Annotated in this window: 17 protein-coding genes; 7 read left to right on the plus strand and 10 right to left on the minus strand. The window is 66.9% G+C overall.

The window, feature by feature from the left end; genetic code table 11:
• Positions 1-130: 130 nt before the first annotated feature.
• Positions 131-703: a Holliday junction branch migration protein RuvA gene (gene ruvA / locus ASD05_RS19050; RefSeq protein ID WP_007827972.1), complete on the minus strand. Its 573-nt coding sequence runs from the start codon at positions 701-703 to the stop codon at positions 131-133.
• A gap of 20 nt (positions 704-723) precedes the next feature.
• Between ruvA and ASD05_RS19055 the strand changes: the two genes are divergently transcribed.
• Together ASD05_RS19055 and ybeY are read left to right on the plus strand one after the other, a co-directional pair.
• Entirely contained in the window at positions 724-1,680 is a 957-nt protein-coding gene (locus ASD05_RS19055) for a PhoH family protein (protein ID WP_200955458.1), read from the plus strand.
• Position 1,681: 1 nt separating this feature from the next.
• Positions 1,682-2,149 carry an rRNA maturation RNase YbeY gene (gene ybeY / locus ASD05_RS19060; protein ID WP_007827968.1) on the plus strand — a complete coding sequence of 156 codons (468 nt, stop codon included), beginning with the start codon at positions 1,682-1,684 and terminating at the stop codon, positions 2,147-2,149.
• Between the two features lie 10 nt (positions 2,150-2,159).
• Here ybeY and dtd read toward each other — a convergent pair whose 3' ends face one another.
• A complete protein-coding gene (dtd, locus tag ASD05_RS19065; RefSeq protein ID WP_056595555.1) occupies positions 2,160-2,603 on the minus strand; it encodes a D-aminoacyl-tRNA deacylase in 444 nt (147 codons plus the stop codon).
• Complete coding sequence (locus tag ASD05_RS19070; protein ID WP_056595558.1) at positions 2,600-3,517, minus strand: cation diffusion facilitator family transporter; 918 nt, start codon at positions 3,515-3,517, stop codon at positions 2,600-2,602. The genes dtd and ASD05_RS19070 overlap by 4 nt, the downstream gene beginning before the upstream one ends.
• Positions 3,518-3,668: 151 nt before the next feature.
• Between ASD05_RS19070 and ASD05_RS19075 the strand changes: the two genes are divergently transcribed.
• Complete coding sequence (locus ASD05_RS19075; RefSeq protein ID WP_056595561.1) at positions 3,669-4,175, plus strand: FecR domain-containing protein; 507 nt, start codon at positions 3,669-3,671, stop codon at positions 4,173-4,175.
• Complete coding sequence (locus ASD05_RS19080; RefSeq protein WP_056595564.1) at positions 4,172-4,792, plus strand: OmpA family protein; 621 nt, start codon at positions 4,172-4,174, stop codon at positions 4,790-4,792. Before ASD05_RS19075 ends, ASD05_RS19080 begins: the two co-directional genes overlap by 4 nt.
• A gap of 7 nt (positions 4,793-4,799) precedes the next feature.
• On the opposite strand, the gene tyrS is transcribed toward ASD05_RS19080, so the two are convergent.
• Positions 4,800-6,032 (minus strand): tyrosine--tRNA ligase, encoded by a 1,233-nt coding sequence (tyrS, locus tag ASD05_RS19085; protein WP_056595567.1) that lies wholly within the window; start codon positions 6,030-6,032, stop codon positions 4,800-4,802.
• A 160-nt stretch (positions 6,033-6,192) separates the two neighbouring features.
• Between tyrS and ASD05_RS19090 the strand changes: the two genes are divergently transcribed.
• A complete protein-coding gene (locus ASD05_RS19090; protein WP_056595570.1) occupies positions 6,193-7,539 on the plus strand; it encodes a M23 family metallopeptidase in 1,347 nt (448 codons plus the stop codon).
• 42 nt (positions 7,540-7,581) lie between these two features.
• Complete coding sequence (locus ASD05_RS19095) at positions 7,582-8,706, plus strand: anhydro-N-acetylmuramic acid kinase (RefSeq protein ID WP_056595573.1); 1,125 nt, start codon at positions 7,582-7,584, stop codon at positions 8,704-8,706.
• Between the two features lie 6 nt (positions 8,707-8,712).
• Here ASD05_RS19095 and mdtD read toward each other — a convergent pair whose 3' ends face one another.
• The 4 genes from mdtD to rplM all read right to left on the minus strand — a co-directional run bounded on the left by mdtD (position 8,713) and on the right by rplM (position 11,647).
• Complete coding sequence (gene mdtD, locus ASD05_RS19100; protein ID WP_056595576.1) at positions 8,713-10,140, minus strand: multidrug transporter subunit MdtD; 1,428 nt, start codon at positions 10,138-10,140, stop codon at positions 8,713-8,715.
• 89 nt (positions 10,141-10,229) lie between these two features.
• Positions 10,230-10,595, minus strand: a complete 366-nt coding sequence (gene erpA / locus ASD05_RS19105) for an iron-sulfur cluster insertion protein ErpA (protein WP_007827949.1) — start codon at positions 10,593-10,595, stop codon at positions 10,230-10,232.
• A gap of 215 nt (positions 10,596-10,810) precedes the next feature.
• Positions 10,811-11,203: a 30S ribosomal protein S9 gene (rpsI, locus tag ASD05_RS19110; RefSeq protein ID WP_007827948.1), complete on the minus strand. Its 393-nt coding sequence runs from the start codon at positions 11,201-11,203 to the stop codon at positions 10,811-10,813.
• Positions 11,204-11,215: 12 nt separating this feature from the next.
• Positions 11,216-11,647, minus strand: a complete 432-nt coding sequence (rplM, locus tag ASD05_RS19115) for a 50S ribosomal protein L13 (protein WP_007827946.1) — start codon at positions 11,645-11,647, stop codon at positions 11,216-11,218.
• 197 nt (positions 11,648-11,844) lie between these two features.
• Here rplM and ASD05_RS19120 point away from each other — a divergent pair, with 197 nt between their 5' ends.
• The gene (locus ASD05_RS19120) at positions 11,845-12,795 is read left to right on the plus strand and encodes a 23S rRNA (adenine(2030)-N(6))-methyltransferase RlmJ (protein WP_056595578.1); all 951 of its coding nucleotides are present in this window, start codon (positions 11,845-11,847) and stop codon (positions 12,793-12,795) included.
• A 12-nt stretch (positions 12,796-12,807) separates the two neighbouring features.
• Here the strand turns inward: ASD05_RS19120 and ASD05_RS19125 are convergent, their stop codons facing one another.
• Both ASD05_RS19125 and metF read right to left on the minus strand, forming a co-directional pair.
• Positions 12,808-13,428 (minus strand): septal ring lytic transglycosylase RlpA family protein, encoded by a 621-nt coding sequence (locus tag ASD05_RS19125; protein WP_056595581.1) that lies wholly within the window; start codon positions 13,426-13,428, stop codon positions 12,808-12,810.
• 62 nt (positions 13,429-13,490) lie between these two features.
• Positions 13,491-14,315: a methylenetetrahydrofolate reductase [NAD(P)H] gene (metF, locus tag ASD05_RS19130; RefSeq protein WP_056595584.1), complete on the minus strand. Its 825-nt coding sequence runs from the start codon at positions 14,313-14,315 to the stop codon at positions 13,491-13,493.
• Between the last annotated feature and the right edge of the window lie 6 nt (positions 14,316-14,321).

Consider the following 14,321-nt stretch of genomic DNA (forward strand, 5'->3'; position numbering starts at 1 on the left):
CGGTTCGACCGCTGCGTCCATCGCACGCCGATGGGGTGCCTTGCGCAGCGAAATAAAGGAGGAGGCCGCAGGCCGGGGGACATTCGCGGAGCAAGGTACCCCGTCGGCGTGAGCGCGCCCTGAATCACGCTCACTTCGCCAGCGACTTCAACGCCAGCTTGATCCCTTCGCTCACGGTCGCATCCTTGGGCAGCGCCTTGAGCGCGAGCGCAGCTTCCTTGTCGCTGTAGCCGAGCGCAACCAGCGCCTGGAGGATGTCGGCCTGCGCGTCCGACGCCGCGTGCGCCGGCAGGCCGATGTCGGCGCCGAGCTTGCCCTTGAGTTCCAGCAGCAGCCGCTCGGCGGTCTTCTTGCCGATGCCCGGGATCTTCACGAGCCGGCCCAGTTCCTGCGTCGTGATCGCCTGCGACAGTTCGCCCACGCTCATGCCCGAAAGCAGGCCCAGGGCCGTGCGCGGCCCCACGCCGGTGATCTTGATGAGCTGGCGAAAAGCCGCCCGCTCCTCGGCCGTGCCGAAGCCATAGAGAATCTGCGCGTCCTCGCGCACGACGAAGTGCGTGAGCAGCGACACGCGCTCGCCGGTGCCGGGGAGGTTGTAGAACGTGCTCATCGGCACATCGACCTCGTAGCCGACGCCGTTGCAGTCCACCACCACCTGCGGCGGATTGCGCTCAGCGAGCGTGCCGGTCAGTTTGCCTATCATGGGTGCCCTTTTTCCTTGAAATGTCCGGCGTGATTCTGCGACACACCTTTACCCCACTGAACAATTCGCGCCTCGGCCACCTGTGCGGACCTCTGGACGCGCACCTGCGCCGCATCGAGGAAGCGCTGGGCGTGAAGATCGCGCACCGCCACGAACAGTTCAAGGTCGACGGCCCCAAGGCCTCCGCCCAGCGCGCAATGGACGTGCTGCAGGCGCTGTACGAAATCGCCCAGCGCGTCATAGATCCGGCCGTGGTGCAACTCACGCTGGCCGGCGACGGCTCGATGCTCGACGGGGACGACGACCTCGCGATGCTCGTCACCCGCCGCACCGACCTGCGCGCGCGCACCCCCACGCAGGCGATCTACCTCGACAACATCGCCAAGCACGACATCACCTTCGGCATCGGCCCTGCGGGCACGGGCAAGACGTATCTCGCTGTGGCCTGCGCGGTCGATGCGCTCGAGCGCGCTACCGTGCAGCGCATCGTGCTGACGCGGCCCGCGGTGGAAGCGGGCGAGCGGCTCGGTTTCCTGCCGGGCGACCTGACGCAGAAGGTCGACCCCTACCTGCGCCCGCTGTACGACGCGCTCTACGACCTGATGGGCTACGAGAAGGTGCAGAAGGCCTTCGAGCGCAACGCGCTCGAAATCGCGCCGCTGGCCTTCATGCGCGGACGCACGCTGAACAACGCCTTCGTCATCCTCGACGAGGCGCAGAACACCACGGTCGAGCAGATGAAGATGTTCCTCACGCGCATCGGCTTCGGTGCCAAGGCGGTGGTGACGGGCGACGTGAGCCAGATCGATCTGCCCAAGCAGCAGCTGAGCGGCCTGATCGATGCGGAGCGCGTGCTCAAGCGGGTGAACGGCATCGCGATCACGCACTTCACGAGTGCGGACGTGGTGCGGCATCCGCTGGTGGCGAAGATCGTCGATGCCTACGACGGCCAGCGCAAGCGCGCGGGAGGCCACTGAGATGGCTGCCTCCAGGCTCCCCGCACTTTCGCTCTCGCTGCAGTTCGGGCGCTTCAAGGGCGTAGAGCGCCACCGCGCCGCGCTGCCGCGTCACAGCGTGACGCGATGGATCCGCCACGCGCTCGACATCGACGGCGAGATCACCGTGCGCATCGTCGATGCCGACGAAGGCCAGCGCCTGAACCGCGAGTTCCGCGGCAAGGACTACGCGACCAACGTGCTGACCTTCGACTACGCGCAAAGCCCGCTGGTGATGGCCGACCTCGTGCTGTGCGCGCCGGTGGTGGCGCGCGAGGCGAAGGAAAACCGCAAGACGCTCGCCGACCACTACGCGCACCTGCTGGTGCACGGCACGCTGCATGCGCAGGGCTGGGACCACGAGACCAGCGAGGCCGACGCCGACGAGATGGAAGCCTACGAGATCGAGATCCTCGCGGGGCTGGGCATCCGCAGTCCCTACGGCAAGTAGACGGCGTCCGCTACGCCGCCATCTGCAGCGGGATGGTGACGGGCCCGTCGTTCAGCAGGTGCACCTGCATGTCGGCGCCGAACTCGCCGGTGGCTACCACCGGGTGCGCGGCGCGTGCCTGCGCCACGAAATACTCGTAGAGCCGGCGCCCCTCATCGGGCGGCGCGGCCTGGGTGAAGCTGGGGCGGTTGCCGGCGCTCGCATCGGCCGCCAGCGTGAACTGGCTCACCACCAGCAGGCCGCCGCCGATGTCCTGCACGCTGAGGTTCATCTTGCCGGCCTCGTCCGAAAAGATGCGCAGCTTGAGTATCTTGGCGAGCATGCGGTCGGCCAGCGCATCGGTGTCGCCGCGCTCGGCGCACAGCAGCACGAGCAGGCCCGAATCGATGGCGCCGACGGTGCGGCCGGCAATGTCGACGCGCGCATTCGCCACGCGTTGAAGAACAGCTTTCATAGAGGGTGATGTTCGCCGGCCTGGGTGGCGCGGGCTTCCATGGTCAGGGGCAGGAGCTGGATCGTGACGCGCAGGCCGGGCACCGCGTCCATCAGGGCCTGCTCCAGTTCGTCGCGCATGCTGGCGGCGTGCTGCAGGGTCCAGTGGCCGGGCACGTGCATGTGCAGGTCGGCGAAGCGACGCTGGCCGGCGCTGCGCGTCACCATGTCGTCGAAGCGTAGCCGCGTGCCTTCGGGCATGCGGGCAGCAAAGGCGTCGAGCGTGGCGCGCACGGTGGCGAGGGTCTCGGGGTCGAGCGCTTCGTCCATCAGCCCCTGCGACGAGCGCCACACCAGCTTGACGCCCTCGCGCACGATGTTGAGCGCCACGCCGATGGCCAGCACCGGATCGAGCCAGAGCCAGCCGCTGAACTGCACGCAGACAATGCCGACGACCACCGCGGCGGAAGTCCACACGTCGGTCATCAGGTGGCGGCCGTCGGCCTCCAGCGCGATCGAGCGATGCGTGCGGGCCGCGCGGAACAGCAGGAAGGCCAGGCCGGCGTTGAAGCCCGAACTGACCACCGACAGCGCCAGGCCCCAGCCCAGTTGCTCGAGCGGTTGCGGCGTCAGCAGCCGTTGCACCGAGACCCAGAGGATCGCGATGGCCGCGCCGACGATCAGGATCCCCTCGAAGCCCGAAGAGAAGTATTCGGCCTTGTGATGGCCGTAGGGATGGTCGTCGTCGGCCGGCCGCTCGGCGATGGTCACCATGGCGAGCGCGAACATGGCGCTCGCCAGGTTCACGAAGGATTCCATCGCGTCGGAGATCAGGCCCATCGAGTTCGTCATGTAGCCTGCCAGGCCCTTGAGCACGATGGTGATCAAGGCCACGGCGACGGAAACGCGCAGCAGCGTCTTAGGGGTAAACGTCATGTAAAAACCATCGAGAATTGGGCAATAGGCCACACGAAAAGCGGTAAAAGGCCGCAAGAACTGCCTGAATTATCGGCCTCGTGTCCTCATGTAACGCCTTCGCATTAGTATTCGCGACCATTGCGGAACACCGTTTCGCAGAGAGCCCCTGATGATGAAAAAACTCGTGACCGCCTTGAGCGGCCTGGCCATTGTGGGCTCGGCCGCTCTGGCACAAGCCCAGACTCCCGCTGCCTCGCCCGCGGTTGCGCCGGCGGCCCCGGCCAAGGCCGATCCCCAGGCGGGCTTCGTGAAATCCGTGCGCGGCAACGTGCAACTGCTCAGTGGCACCGGCGCCACGCGCCCCGCCAGCCCGGGCGATGCGCTGGGCACCGTGGACCGCATCGTGACCGGCCCCGATTCGTCGGCCTCCGTGGTGCTGCGCGACGACACGACGCTGGTGGTCGGTCCCTCGTCGCGCCTCGACCTGAAGGAATTCCACTTCGACGGCACGACATACGAAGGCGGCATGCTGGTCTCGCTGCTGCGCGGCTCCATGCGCATGATCACGGGCCTGATCGGCAAGACCAACCCCGACGCGGTCCGGGTCGAAACGCAGACGGCCACCATCGGCATCCGCGGCACCGACTTCATCGTGCAAGCCGACGGCAAGCCATGAGCATCGCCTCCAAGTCCCGCCCCGCATCCCTCTTCATCGCCACGTTGGCAGCCGCGCTTCTTGCCGCCTGCTCGACGCCGGGCACGCGGGTGGTGCTGCTGCCGCAGGCCGACGGCAAGCCATCGGCGGTGGTGGTGCGCGCCAAGGATGGCGAGGAAGTGCTCTCCAAGCCCTACCAGCGCGCCACGGCCGCAGTGGGCGCGAGCGGCGCCCCGACGGTCGACCAGGTCGATCCGGCCAAGGTACAGGCCGAAAACAAGCCGCTGTTCGACATGCGCCCGCCCCCGCCGCAGCGCTACACGGTGTATTTCGATATCGGTGGCACCACGCTGACCCCGGCATCGCAGCAGATCATGACCGAGGCATTGGCAGCTGCCCTGGCGCGCAGCGGCGGCGACATCGTGGTGACGGGCCATACCGACACCAAGGGCAGCGGCGAGCAGAACGACCAGTTGTCGCGCCGCCGGGCGCAGGAAGTGGTCCAGCTCTTTGTGGAGCGCCAGTTCCCGGCCAACCGCATCGAGGCCGTGGGCCGAGGCGAGCGCGACCTGGCCATTCCCACCGCCGACGAAGTGGACGAGCCGCGCAACCGGCGCGTCACCATCGAGGTGCGCTGAGCGGCGCTCAGCTCAAGGTGACGCGGGCGAACTTGCGCTTGCCGACCTGAACCACGTAGCTGCCTGCAGGCAGCTTCAGGGCCTTGTCGCTGACCACGGAGGAATCGATCCGCACGCCGCCGCCGTCGATCAGGCGGTTGCCTTCCGACGCCGAAGAAGCGAGGTTTGCCTGCTTGAGCAGCTGGGCAATGCCCAGTGGAGCGCCCGACAGCGCCACCTCGGGAATCTCGTCCGGCACGCCGCCCTTGCTGCGGTTGATGAAATCCTGCTCGGCCGTATCGGCCGCCGCCGCGCTATGGAAGCGCGCGGTGATTTCCTTGGCCAGCGCGACCTTGGCGTCTTTCGGGTTGCGGCCGCCCTCGATCTCGGCCTTCAGCGCCGCGATCTGCTCCAGCGACTGGAAGCTCAGCAGCGTGTACCAGCGCCACATCAGGTCGTCGGAGATCGACAGCACCTTGGCGAACATGGTGTTGGCGTCCTCGCTGATGCCGATGTAGTTGTTCTTGCTCTTGGACATCTTTTCGACGCCATCAAGCCCTTCCAGCAGCGGCATAGTGAGTATGCACTGCGGTTCTTGCCCGTATTCCTGCTGGAGATGCCGGCCGACGAGCAGATTGAACTTCTGGTCGGTGCCGCCCAGCTCGAGGTCGCTCTTGAGCGCGACCGAGTCGTAGCCCTGCATCAGCGGGTAGAGGAATTCGTGCACCGAGATCGACTGGCCGGTCTTGAAGCGCTTGCTGAAGTCGTCGCGCTCCATCATCCGGGCCACCGTGTACTTGGCGGCGAGCTGGATCATGCCGCGGGCGCCCAGGGGGTCGCTCCATTCGGAGTTGTAGCGGATCTCGGTCTTCTCGGGGTCCAGCACCAGGCTGGCCTGCCTGTAGTAAGTCTGGGCGTTGGCCTCGATCTGCTCGCGGGTGAGCGGCGGACGGGTGCTGTTGCGGCCGGAGGGGTCACCGATGGTGGTGGTGAAGTCGCCTATCAGGAAGATCACCCGGTGGCCCAGGTCCTGCAGCTGGCGCATCTTGTTGAGCACCACGGTGTGGCCGATATGAATGTCCGGAGCGGTCGGATCCAGCCCCAGCTTGATCCGCAGCGGCGTCCCGGTGGCCTCCGAACGCTGCAGCTTGCGCACCCACTCGTCCTGCGGCAGCAGCTCGTCGGCGCCCCGGAGGGATATTTCGAGCGCGCGTCCTACACTATTTGAGAGGGTGGTGGATGTAACAGATTCGGCGTTCATGGGCTTTTTTAGCTGACTTTGGGGGTGCCGAAGCTATACTCAGCCCGACTTGTCAAGCGCCGAATTCTAAGCGGCGCTTTTTTCCGCACCGTCTGCTGCCGCCCTGAACGTACTGGGCCTTGCAGGGCGGATTTGCAGAACCTGAGCTGGAATTCAAAGTTTGATCAACGGCATCCTTGCCGCCGAGGAGCTTCTCGCTTCTCGCGTGGCCTATACATTCCGGACGTATCCCAAGCAGATCACCGCGCTCATCGCGGCGGCGCTGCTGAGCGCCGGCACCCTCGCGGTGGCATCGCTGGGCCCTGACGCCTCCGACCTCCCGGTCCACCAGATCCTCGAAGCGACGGCGCCGGTGTCGTTCGCCGACCAGGGCGAATCGCTCGAAAACTTCAGCTTCACCCTGTTCCGCACCGACGTTACCCGTTCGAGCGACACGGCCGAAGCCCTGATGAAGCGCCTCGGCATCTCCGACCCGGCCGCCACCGCCTTCGTGCGCGGCAGCGTCGAAGCCCGCAACGCGCTGTTCTCGCGCGCCGGTCGCACCGTGACGGCCGAGGCGACGCAGGAAAACCAGCTCAAGAAGCTCAGCGCCCGCTGGATTCCCGACGGCGACGGCGGCTTCAAGCGCTTCGTCATCGAGCGCACGCCCACCGGCTTCGCCGGCGTGACCGAGCGCGACACGCTCACGCCGGGTACGCGCCTGGCGAGCGGCACCATCCGCACCTCGCTGTTCGCCGCCACCGACGATTCGCGCATTCCCGATGCGGTGGCGAGCCAGCTGGCCGACATCTTCGCGGGCGACGTCGACGTGCGCGCGCTGCGCAAGGGCGACCGCTTCGCCGTGGTGTACGAGACCTTCGAGGCCGACGGACAGGCGCTGCGCAGCGGCCGTGTGCTGTCGGCCGAGTTCGAGAACAACGGCAAGATCCACCAGGCCGTCTGGTTCCAGCCCCCGGGCGCGGGCCAGAAGGGCAGCTACTACCGCCCGAACGGCGACAGCCTGCGCAAGGCCTACCTGGCGACGCCGGTCGAGTTTTCGCGCGTGTCCAGCGGCTTCGCGATGCGCATGCACCCGATCCTGAACAGCTGGCGCCAGCACAACGGCGTCGACTACGCGGCGCCCACGGGCACCTCGGTGCGCTCGGTCGGCGACGGCACGGTCGATTTCGCCGGCACGCAGAACGGCTACGGCAACATCGTCATCATCAATCACCGCAACAACCAGCAGACGGCCTACGCGCACCTGAGCCGCATCGACGTCAAGGCCGGTCAGGAGGTGAGCCAGGGCCAGACAGTGGGCGCGGTGGGTTCCACCGGCTGGGCCACCGGCCCGCACCTGCACTTCGAATTCCGCGTGGGCGGCGTCTATCAAGACCCGGCATCCATCGCCCAGGAAGGCGGCGCACCGATCACCGCGGCGCTGCGTCCGGCCTTCGAACGCATCGCCGTGGGCGCGCGCACCGAGCTGGCAGCCGCCTTCTCGGTCATCCAGGCCAGCGCCGACTGATTCCGCCGCGCGGCAGGCAGCCTCTCTCGACCTGATCCAGGGATGGCCGCCAAACTCTTCATCGGCCTGATGTCGGGCACCTCGCTCGACGGCGTCGACGGTGTGCTGGCCGACTTTTCCGGCGGCCGCATCGCGGTGCGGGCCTACGCCACGGCGCAATTTCCCGTGGCCCTGCGCGCCGAACTGCTCGCGCTGAACACGCCCGGCGACAACGAACTGCACCGTGCGGCACTGGCGGGCAACGGGCTGGCCCGGGCGTACGCCGGCGTCGTCGCCCAGTTGCTGGCGGACAGCGGCACCGACGCCAGCGCCGTCGCCGCCATCGGCGCGCACGGCCAGACGGTGCGCCACCAGCCGCTCGAGTTCGACGAGGTCGGCTACACCCTCCAGGTCAACAACCCCTCGCTGCTGGCCGAACTGGCCGGCATCGACGTGGTCGGCGATTTCCGCAGCCGCGACCTCGCGGCCGGCGGCCAGGGCGCGCCGCTGGTGCCGGCCTTCCACCATGCGCTGTTCGCACGGGCCGACGAGACGGTCGCGGTGCTGAACATCGGCGGCATTTCCAACCTGAGCCTGCTGCCGGCCACCAATGCGGCCAGCGGCATCAGCGTGCTCGGCTTCGACTGTGGTCCGGGCAATGCGCTGATGGACCACTGGTGCCAGACCCACCAGGGCCAGCCCTTCGACCGTGGCGGCCAATGGGCTGCCAGCGGACAGGTGCTGCCCGACCTGTTGGCGCAGATGCTGGCGGACCCGTACTTCGCCAAGGCACCCCCGAAAAGCACCGGGCGCGACCTGTTCAATCCGACCTGGCTGGCCGCGCAGGTGGGCACGAGGGCGATGGCGCCTGCAGATGTGCAGGCGACATTGGCCGAACTGACCGCTCGCGCCTGCGCAGCAGATGTAAGCGGCTATGGAAAAGATAGCGAGCTGCTGATCGTCTGCGGAGGCGGCGCCCTCAACGACCACCTGCTGGACCGCCTGCGCGCGCTGCTGCCCGGCGTCGACGTGGCGGCCTCGACCGAGCACGGCCTGCCGCCCCAGCAGGTCGAGGCGGCGGCATTTGCATGGCTGGCCCGCGCCACCATCCGGCGCGAGGCGGGCAACCTGGCCAGCGTCACCGGCGCCCGCGGGCCGCGGGTACTCGGCGCGATCTACCCGGCCTGAAACGGATCAGCCCTGGCCGGAAACCTCCGGCTGCGCAGGGCGTGTGGCGCGCACTTCCGAGGGCAGATGCCAGAAGATCAGTGCAGAAGCCACCGTGATCAGCCCCATGCTTGCGAAAGTAGCCTGAAAAGCATCCAGCGTGTGCGCCGGCGTCTCGGTGCCGAAGATGCCGTTGTAGCCCGTCAGCACGGCACCCGCGGCGGCAACGCCCAGGCTCATCGCAAGCATCTGCACCATCGACAGCAGGCTGTTGCCGCTGCTGGCCATGCTGCCATCCAGGTCCTTCAGCGTGATCGTGTTCATCGCGGTGAACTGCAGCGAATTGACCGCGCCGAAAGCCAGCAGCTGCAGCACATGCAGCGCCATCGGCTGGTCTGGCGCCGTCAGGCCAAAACTGGCCATCGTGCAGCCCACGAGGATGGTGTTGGCCACCAGCACCTTGCGGTAGCCGTGGCGCGTGATCAGCGGCGTGGCGAAGCGCTTCATGGCCATGCCCGCCAGGGCGATTGGCAGCATCATCAGACCGGCGCGCACCGGCGAATAGCCCATCGACACTTGCAGCAGCAGCGGCACCAGGAAGGGCATGCAACTGCTGCCCAGCCGCGAGAACAGGTTGCCGATCAGGCCGATGCTGAGCGTCGGCACATGGAAAAGCGAGGGCGCGAACAGCGGCTCGGGCGTGCGCGCGGCGCGCAGCCAATAGGCGACGATGCTGGCAAAACCGAAGATCAGCACGACCAGCACGCCGCCCTGGTGCAGGCCCGCGCCGTCGAGCGAGAGCGAAATCGCCACCATGCCGAAGGCCAGCATCGCATAGCCAACACTGTCGAAGCGCTTCTGCACAGCACCGCGTAGGTCAGGCATGTACTTGAGCGTGGCAATGCAGCCCAGCAGCCCCACGGGCACGTTGATCAGGAAGATCCAGTGCCACGAGGCATACTGCACCAGCCATCCGCCCAGCGTGGGGCCCAGCAGGGGCCCTATGAGCCCCGGGATGGCGACAAAGCTCATCGCCTGCAGGAACCCTCCGCGCGGCACGGTGCGCAGCAGCGCCAGGCGCCCCACGGGCAGCAGCAGCGCGCCACCCAGGCCCTGCACCACCCGCGCAGCCACCAACTGGCCCAGCCCGTGCGAGAGCGCGCACAGCACCGATCCAGCGGCGAACAGCACGATCGCCGAGAAAAAGACACGCCGGGTGCCGAAGCGGTCGGCGATCCAGCCCGAGGCGGGAATCAACATCGCCATGGTGAGCGCATAGGCCACCACCACCGACTGCATGCGCAGCGGGCTTTCGCCGAGGCTCGCGGCCATCGACGGCAGCGCCGTGTTGATGATGGTGGCGTCCAGCGTCTGCATGAAGAAGCCGACGGCGACGAGCCACAGCAGGCTCTTTTGAACGGGATCGGCGATGGCGGCTTCGGCCTCGGAGGTCATGGGGGACAGGGCAAGGAAACGGACGGGAACGAAAAAGCCGCCCGGAGGCGGCTTTTCAGGGGTGCTGGGTCAGCAGCATTCGGCGAGCATCAGGCCGAGAAGCTCGATCCGCAGCCGCAGGTGCTGGTGGCGTTCGGGTTCTTGATCACGAACTGGGCGCCCTGCAGGTCTTCCTTGTAGTCGATCTCGGCGCCGACCAGGTACTGGTAGCTCATGGCGTCGATCAGCAGCGAGACGCCGTTCTTGGTCATGGTGGTGTCGTCTTCGTTGGTGATTTCATCGAAGGTGAAACCGTACTGGAAACCGGAGCAGCCGCCGCCCTGCACGAACACGCGCAGCTTCAGGTCGGGATTGCCTTCCTCGGCGATCAGGTCGGCGACCTTGGCGGCCGCGCTGTCGGTGAAGACGATCGGCTCGGGCATCTGGGTCTGGATGTTTTCGGCAACGGCGCTCATGGGGTGATAACTCCTAGGGGGCCGGACATGCGGCCAATGAAACGAATGCTACTGCAATGCCGCATTCCCGGCAGGCCGGGTGTGGCGTGCACCCCAATGCAAGTGGGGTCGGACGCCCCCTGCACCAAGAGGCAGCTCCAGCGAAAAGGCACCCGAAGGCGGCCCCGGTAACGAAAAAGCCGCCCGAAGGCGGCTTTGTGTTCGCAGTGAACAGATCAGCGCTTGCTGAACTGCTTGCGGCGACGGGCGGAGTGCAGACCGACCTTCTTACGCTCGACTTCACGCGCATCGCGCGTCACGAAGCCGGCTTGGCTCAGCACGGGCTTGAGCGTCGCGTCGTAATCGATCAGCGCACGAGTGATGCCGTGGCGCGTGGCGCCGGCTTGACCCGATTCGCCGCCGCCGTTCACGTTGACCATCACGTCGAAAGCTTCGAGGTTGTTGGTCAGCGCCAGGGGCTGCTTGGCGATCATGATCGAGGTTTCGCGGCCGAAGAACTCTTGGATGTCCTTGCCGTTGACCGTGATCTTGCCGGTGCCTTTTTTCAGAAACACGCGGGCGACGCTGGATTTGCGACGGCCGGTGCCATTGTTCCATTCACCAATCATTCTCAAGGCTCCTTACAGTTCCAGCACTTTGGGCTGTTGGGCGGTATGCGGGTGCTCAGCGCCACCGTACACCTTGAGTTTCTTGATCATCGCGTAACCGAGCGGGCCCTTGGGCAGCATGCCCTTGACAGCCTTTTCCAGGGCGCGGCCCGGGTGCTTGTTCTGCATGTCGCGGAAGTTCGTCGCCGTGATACCGCCCGGGTAGCCCGAGTGACGGTAGTACACCTTGTCGATCGACTTGGCGCCGGTGACGCGCAGTTGCGCGGCGTTGATGATGACGATGAAGTCACCGGTATCGACGTGAGGCGTGTAAATGGCCTTGTGTTTGCCGCGCAAACGGAGAGCAACTTCGCTGGCTACTCGTCCGAGGACCTTGTCGGTCGCGTCAATCACAAACCACTCGTGCGTCACGTCAGCGGGCTTGGCGCTGAACGTTTTGGTCATGAGTTTTTCTCTTGAAAAGAGGGTTTGGCGGGCCCTTTTCCACGGTCGGCGTTCCTCTGACGGGAATCTCTTAGGTGGGTTTAAAGTCCTCGCCGCGGGGCCACAAAAACGCTGCGAAGCCTGCGATTATATAAAGAATGGCCCTGTGCTGGCAAATTCGCATATGCGGGGCCCAACACCGTTACCATCCTCCCCCTATGTTCAGTTACCGCCACGCCTTCCATGCCGGCAACCACGCCGACGTGCTCAAGCACACGGTGCTGATTGCCACGCTCGACCATCTGCTTGAAAAAGAGGCAGCCCTGACGGTCGTCGACACCCACGCCGGCGCCGGCCTGTACCGGCTCGACGGCGACTACGCAGGCACCAGCGGCGAAGCGGCCGACGGCATCCTGCGGCTTCTTTCGGGCAAGAAAACGCCCGATGCGCCAGTCTCCGCTGCGAAGTCCGCTACCAAAAAGGTAGTGCCTGAAGCCGAAATTCCAGTCGCCGACGCCATTGCGCGCTACCTGGAAGTGATTCACGACTTCAACCCCAACGGCGGCGCCCGCGTCTATCCCGGCTCGCCATTCATCGTGCAGCACCTGCTGCGCGACCACGACAAGCTCAAGCTGTTCGAGCTGCACCCGACCGACGGCCGCGCGCTGAGCGCCAACATCGCCCAGCTCGAGGCCGGCCGCCAGATCGCCGTGTTGAACGAAGACGGCTTCGGCAGCGCCACCAAGTTCCTGCCGCCGCCGTCGCGCCGCGCGCTGGTACTGATGGACCCGAGCTACGAGATGAAGACCGACTACGGCCGCGTGCTCGACTTCGCGGCCGAGGCGCTCAAGCGTTTCGCCACCGGCACCTACGCGGTCTGGTATCCGATCATTCCGCGCCCCGAGGCGCACGACCTGCCGCGCCGGCTCAAGACCATGGCGACGAAAGCCGGCAAGTCGTGGCTGCACGCCACGCTGACGGTCAAGTCCAGCAAGATCACGACGGACGCATCGGGCGAGACGCATCGGCCGGGGCTGCCGGCCAGCGGCATGTTCCTGATCAATCCGCCGTACACGCTGAAGCCGCTGCTGGCGGCCGCGCTGCCGCAGTTGGCGGAGCGCCTGGCGCAAGACCGGCACGCCGCCTTCTCGCTCGATTCGGGCGGCTGAGCCTTCCCGCCCCTATCTCTGGCGGCGGGGCGGCACGACCGCCTTGCGGCGTGCGGGCGCCGGAGCCCTCGCCCGTTGCGGCGCAGCCGGTACTGTTGCGGACGCCAGCACGTCGCCCGCCTCCACCGGCAATCCGCCGCAACGCATCCCCTCGCGATCGACGACCGTCAACGCCACCTGCTTGATGCCCATGCTCGTCAGGCCGATGCGGTCGGCCGCCGCGCGGCTCAGGTCGATCACGCGACCCGCCGCGTACGGTCCGCGGTCGTTGATGCGCACCAGCACCTCGCTGCCGTTGACGAGGCTGCGCACGCACACGCGCGTGTTGAAGGGCAGGGTCTTGTGGGCCGCCGTCATGGCCGCCATGTCGAAGCGCTCGCCGTTGGCGGTCTTGCGCTGATGGAATTGAATGCCGTACCAGGAGGCACCGCCGCGCTCGAAGATTTCCCGCGTGCCCTCATCGCCGGGCACGCCGTCGTCCGGCGGCAGTTCGCCCGTGCCGGACACCGCAAGGTCATAGCGCACCGACGGCACGCTCGAACGCGCCGCCGCGCCCGGCGGTACCGCGATGGCGCGACGCAAGGGCGTCAGCTTCGCCGTCGCCCCGCCTTCGGCGTCGGTCGCCGGTGGCATGGCGCAACCCGCGAGAACGCAGGTCGCAGCGACGAGGACGGCACGAAGTCCCGCGCCCCCACTCAATCGAGGCGCTCCAGCACAGCCAGCGTGGCCGCCGACTGGTTCATCGTGTAGAAGTGCAGCGCCGGCGCGCCGCCTTCCTGCAGACGCGCGCACAGGTCGGTGACCACGTCGAGGCCGAAGGCCTTGATCGACGCCGTGTCGTCGCCGAAGCCCTGCAGCCGCAAACGGACCCAGCGCGGAATCTCGGCGCCGCAGGCGTCGGAAAAACGCATGAGCTGCGTCGAGCTCGTGATCGGCATGATGCCCGGCACGATCGGCGTGTCGAGCCCCAGCTTGCGCACGTCGTCGACGAAGCGGAAGTAGGCCTCGGGGCTGAAGAAATACTGCGTGATCGCAGAGTCGGCGCCCGCCTTCACCTTCGTCGCAAAGGCCTGCAGGTCGGCTTCGGGCGAGCGTGCCTGCGGATGGACCTCGGGGTAGCAGGCCACCTCGATGTGGAAGTCGCGGCCGGTCTCTTCGCGGATGAAGGCAACGAGGTCGCTCGCGTACAGGAACTCGCCGCCCATGCCATAGCCGCTCGGCAGGTCGCCGCGCAGGGCCACGAGGCGCTTGACGCCCATGGCCTTGAGTTCGGCGAGCTGCTCGCGCACCGTGGCGCGCGTGGCGCCGATGCACGAGAAGTGGCTCGCAGCGTCCACGCCTTCGGACAGGATCTCCTGCACCGCACCGAAAGTGCCCTGGTGCGTGGAACCGCCCGCGCCGTACGTGACCGAGCAGAACTGCGGCTTGCGCACATACAGCTGCTGCCGCGCAGCGCGCAGCTTGACTGCGCCCTCGGGCGTCTTGGTCGGGAAGAATTCGAAACTCAACGGAAGGCGCACCTGCGT

The organism is Variovorax sp. Root434 (genome assembly GCF_001426595.1).
GTDB lineage: Bacteria > Pseudomonadota > Gammaproteobacteria > Burkholderiales > Burkholderiaceae_C > Variovorax.

Excerpts from the sequence above, each read along its gene's own strand:
- ruvA (WP_007827972.1), bottom strand. The coding sequence starts at position 703 with ATGATAGGCAAACTGACCGGCACGCTCGCTGAGCGCAATCCGCCGCAG.
- ASD05_RS19055 (WP_200955458.1), top strand. The coding sequence starts at position 724 with ATGTCCGGCGTGATTCTGCGACACACCTTTACCCCACTGAACAATTCG.
- ybeY (WP_007827968.1), top strand. The coding sequence starts at position 1,682 with ATGGCTGCCTCCAGGCTCCCCGCACTTTCGCTCTCGCTGCAGTTCGGG.
- dtd (WP_056595555.1), bottom strand. The coding sequence starts at position 2,603 with ATGAAAGCTGTTCTTCAACGCGTGGCGAATGCGCGCGTCGACATTGCC.
- ASD05_RS19070 (WP_056595558.1), bottom strand. The coding sequence starts at position 3,517 with ATGACGTTTACCCCTAAGACGCTGCTGCGCGTTTCCGTCGCCGTGGCC.
- ASD05_RS19075 (WP_056595561.1), top strand. The coding sequence starts at position 3,669 with ATGATGAAAAAACTCGTGACCGCCTTGAGCGGCCTGGCCATTGTGGGC.
- ASD05_RS19080 (WP_056595564.1), top strand. The coding sequence starts at position 4,172 with ATGAGCATCGCCTCCAAGTCCCGCCCCGCATCCCTCTTCATCGCCACG.
- tyrS (WP_056595567.1), bottom strand. The coding sequence starts at position 6,032 with ATGAACGCCGAATCTGTTACATCCACCACCCTCTCAAATAGTGTAGGA.
- ASD05_RS19095 (WP_056595573.1), top strand. The coding sequence starts at position 7,582 with ATGGCCGCCAAACTCTTCATCGGCCTGATGTCGGGCACCTCGCTCGAC.
- mdtD (WP_056595576.1), bottom strand. The coding sequence starts at position 10,140 with ATGACCTCCGAGGCCGAAGCCGCCATCGCCGATCCCGTTCAAAAGAGC.
- erpA (WP_007827949.1), bottom strand. The coding sequence starts at position 10,595 with ATGAGCGCCGTTGCCGAAAACATCCAGACCCAGATGCCCGAGCCGATC.
- rpsI (WP_007827948.1), bottom strand. The coding sequence starts at position 11,203 with ATGATTGGTGAATGGAACAATGGCACCGGCCGTCGCAAATCCAGCGTC.
- rplM (WP_007827946.1), bottom strand. The coding sequence starts at position 11,647 with ATGACCAAAACGTTCAGCGCCAAGCCCGCTGACGTGACGCACGAGTGG.
- ASD05_RS19120 (WP_056595578.1), top strand. The coding sequence starts at position 11,845 with ATGTTCAGTTACCGCCACGCCTTCCATGCCGGCAACCACGCCGACGTG.
- ASD05_RS19125 (WP_056595581.1), bottom strand. The coding sequence starts at position 13,428 with ATGCCACCGGCGACCGACGCCGAAGGCGGGGCGACGGCGAAGCTGACG.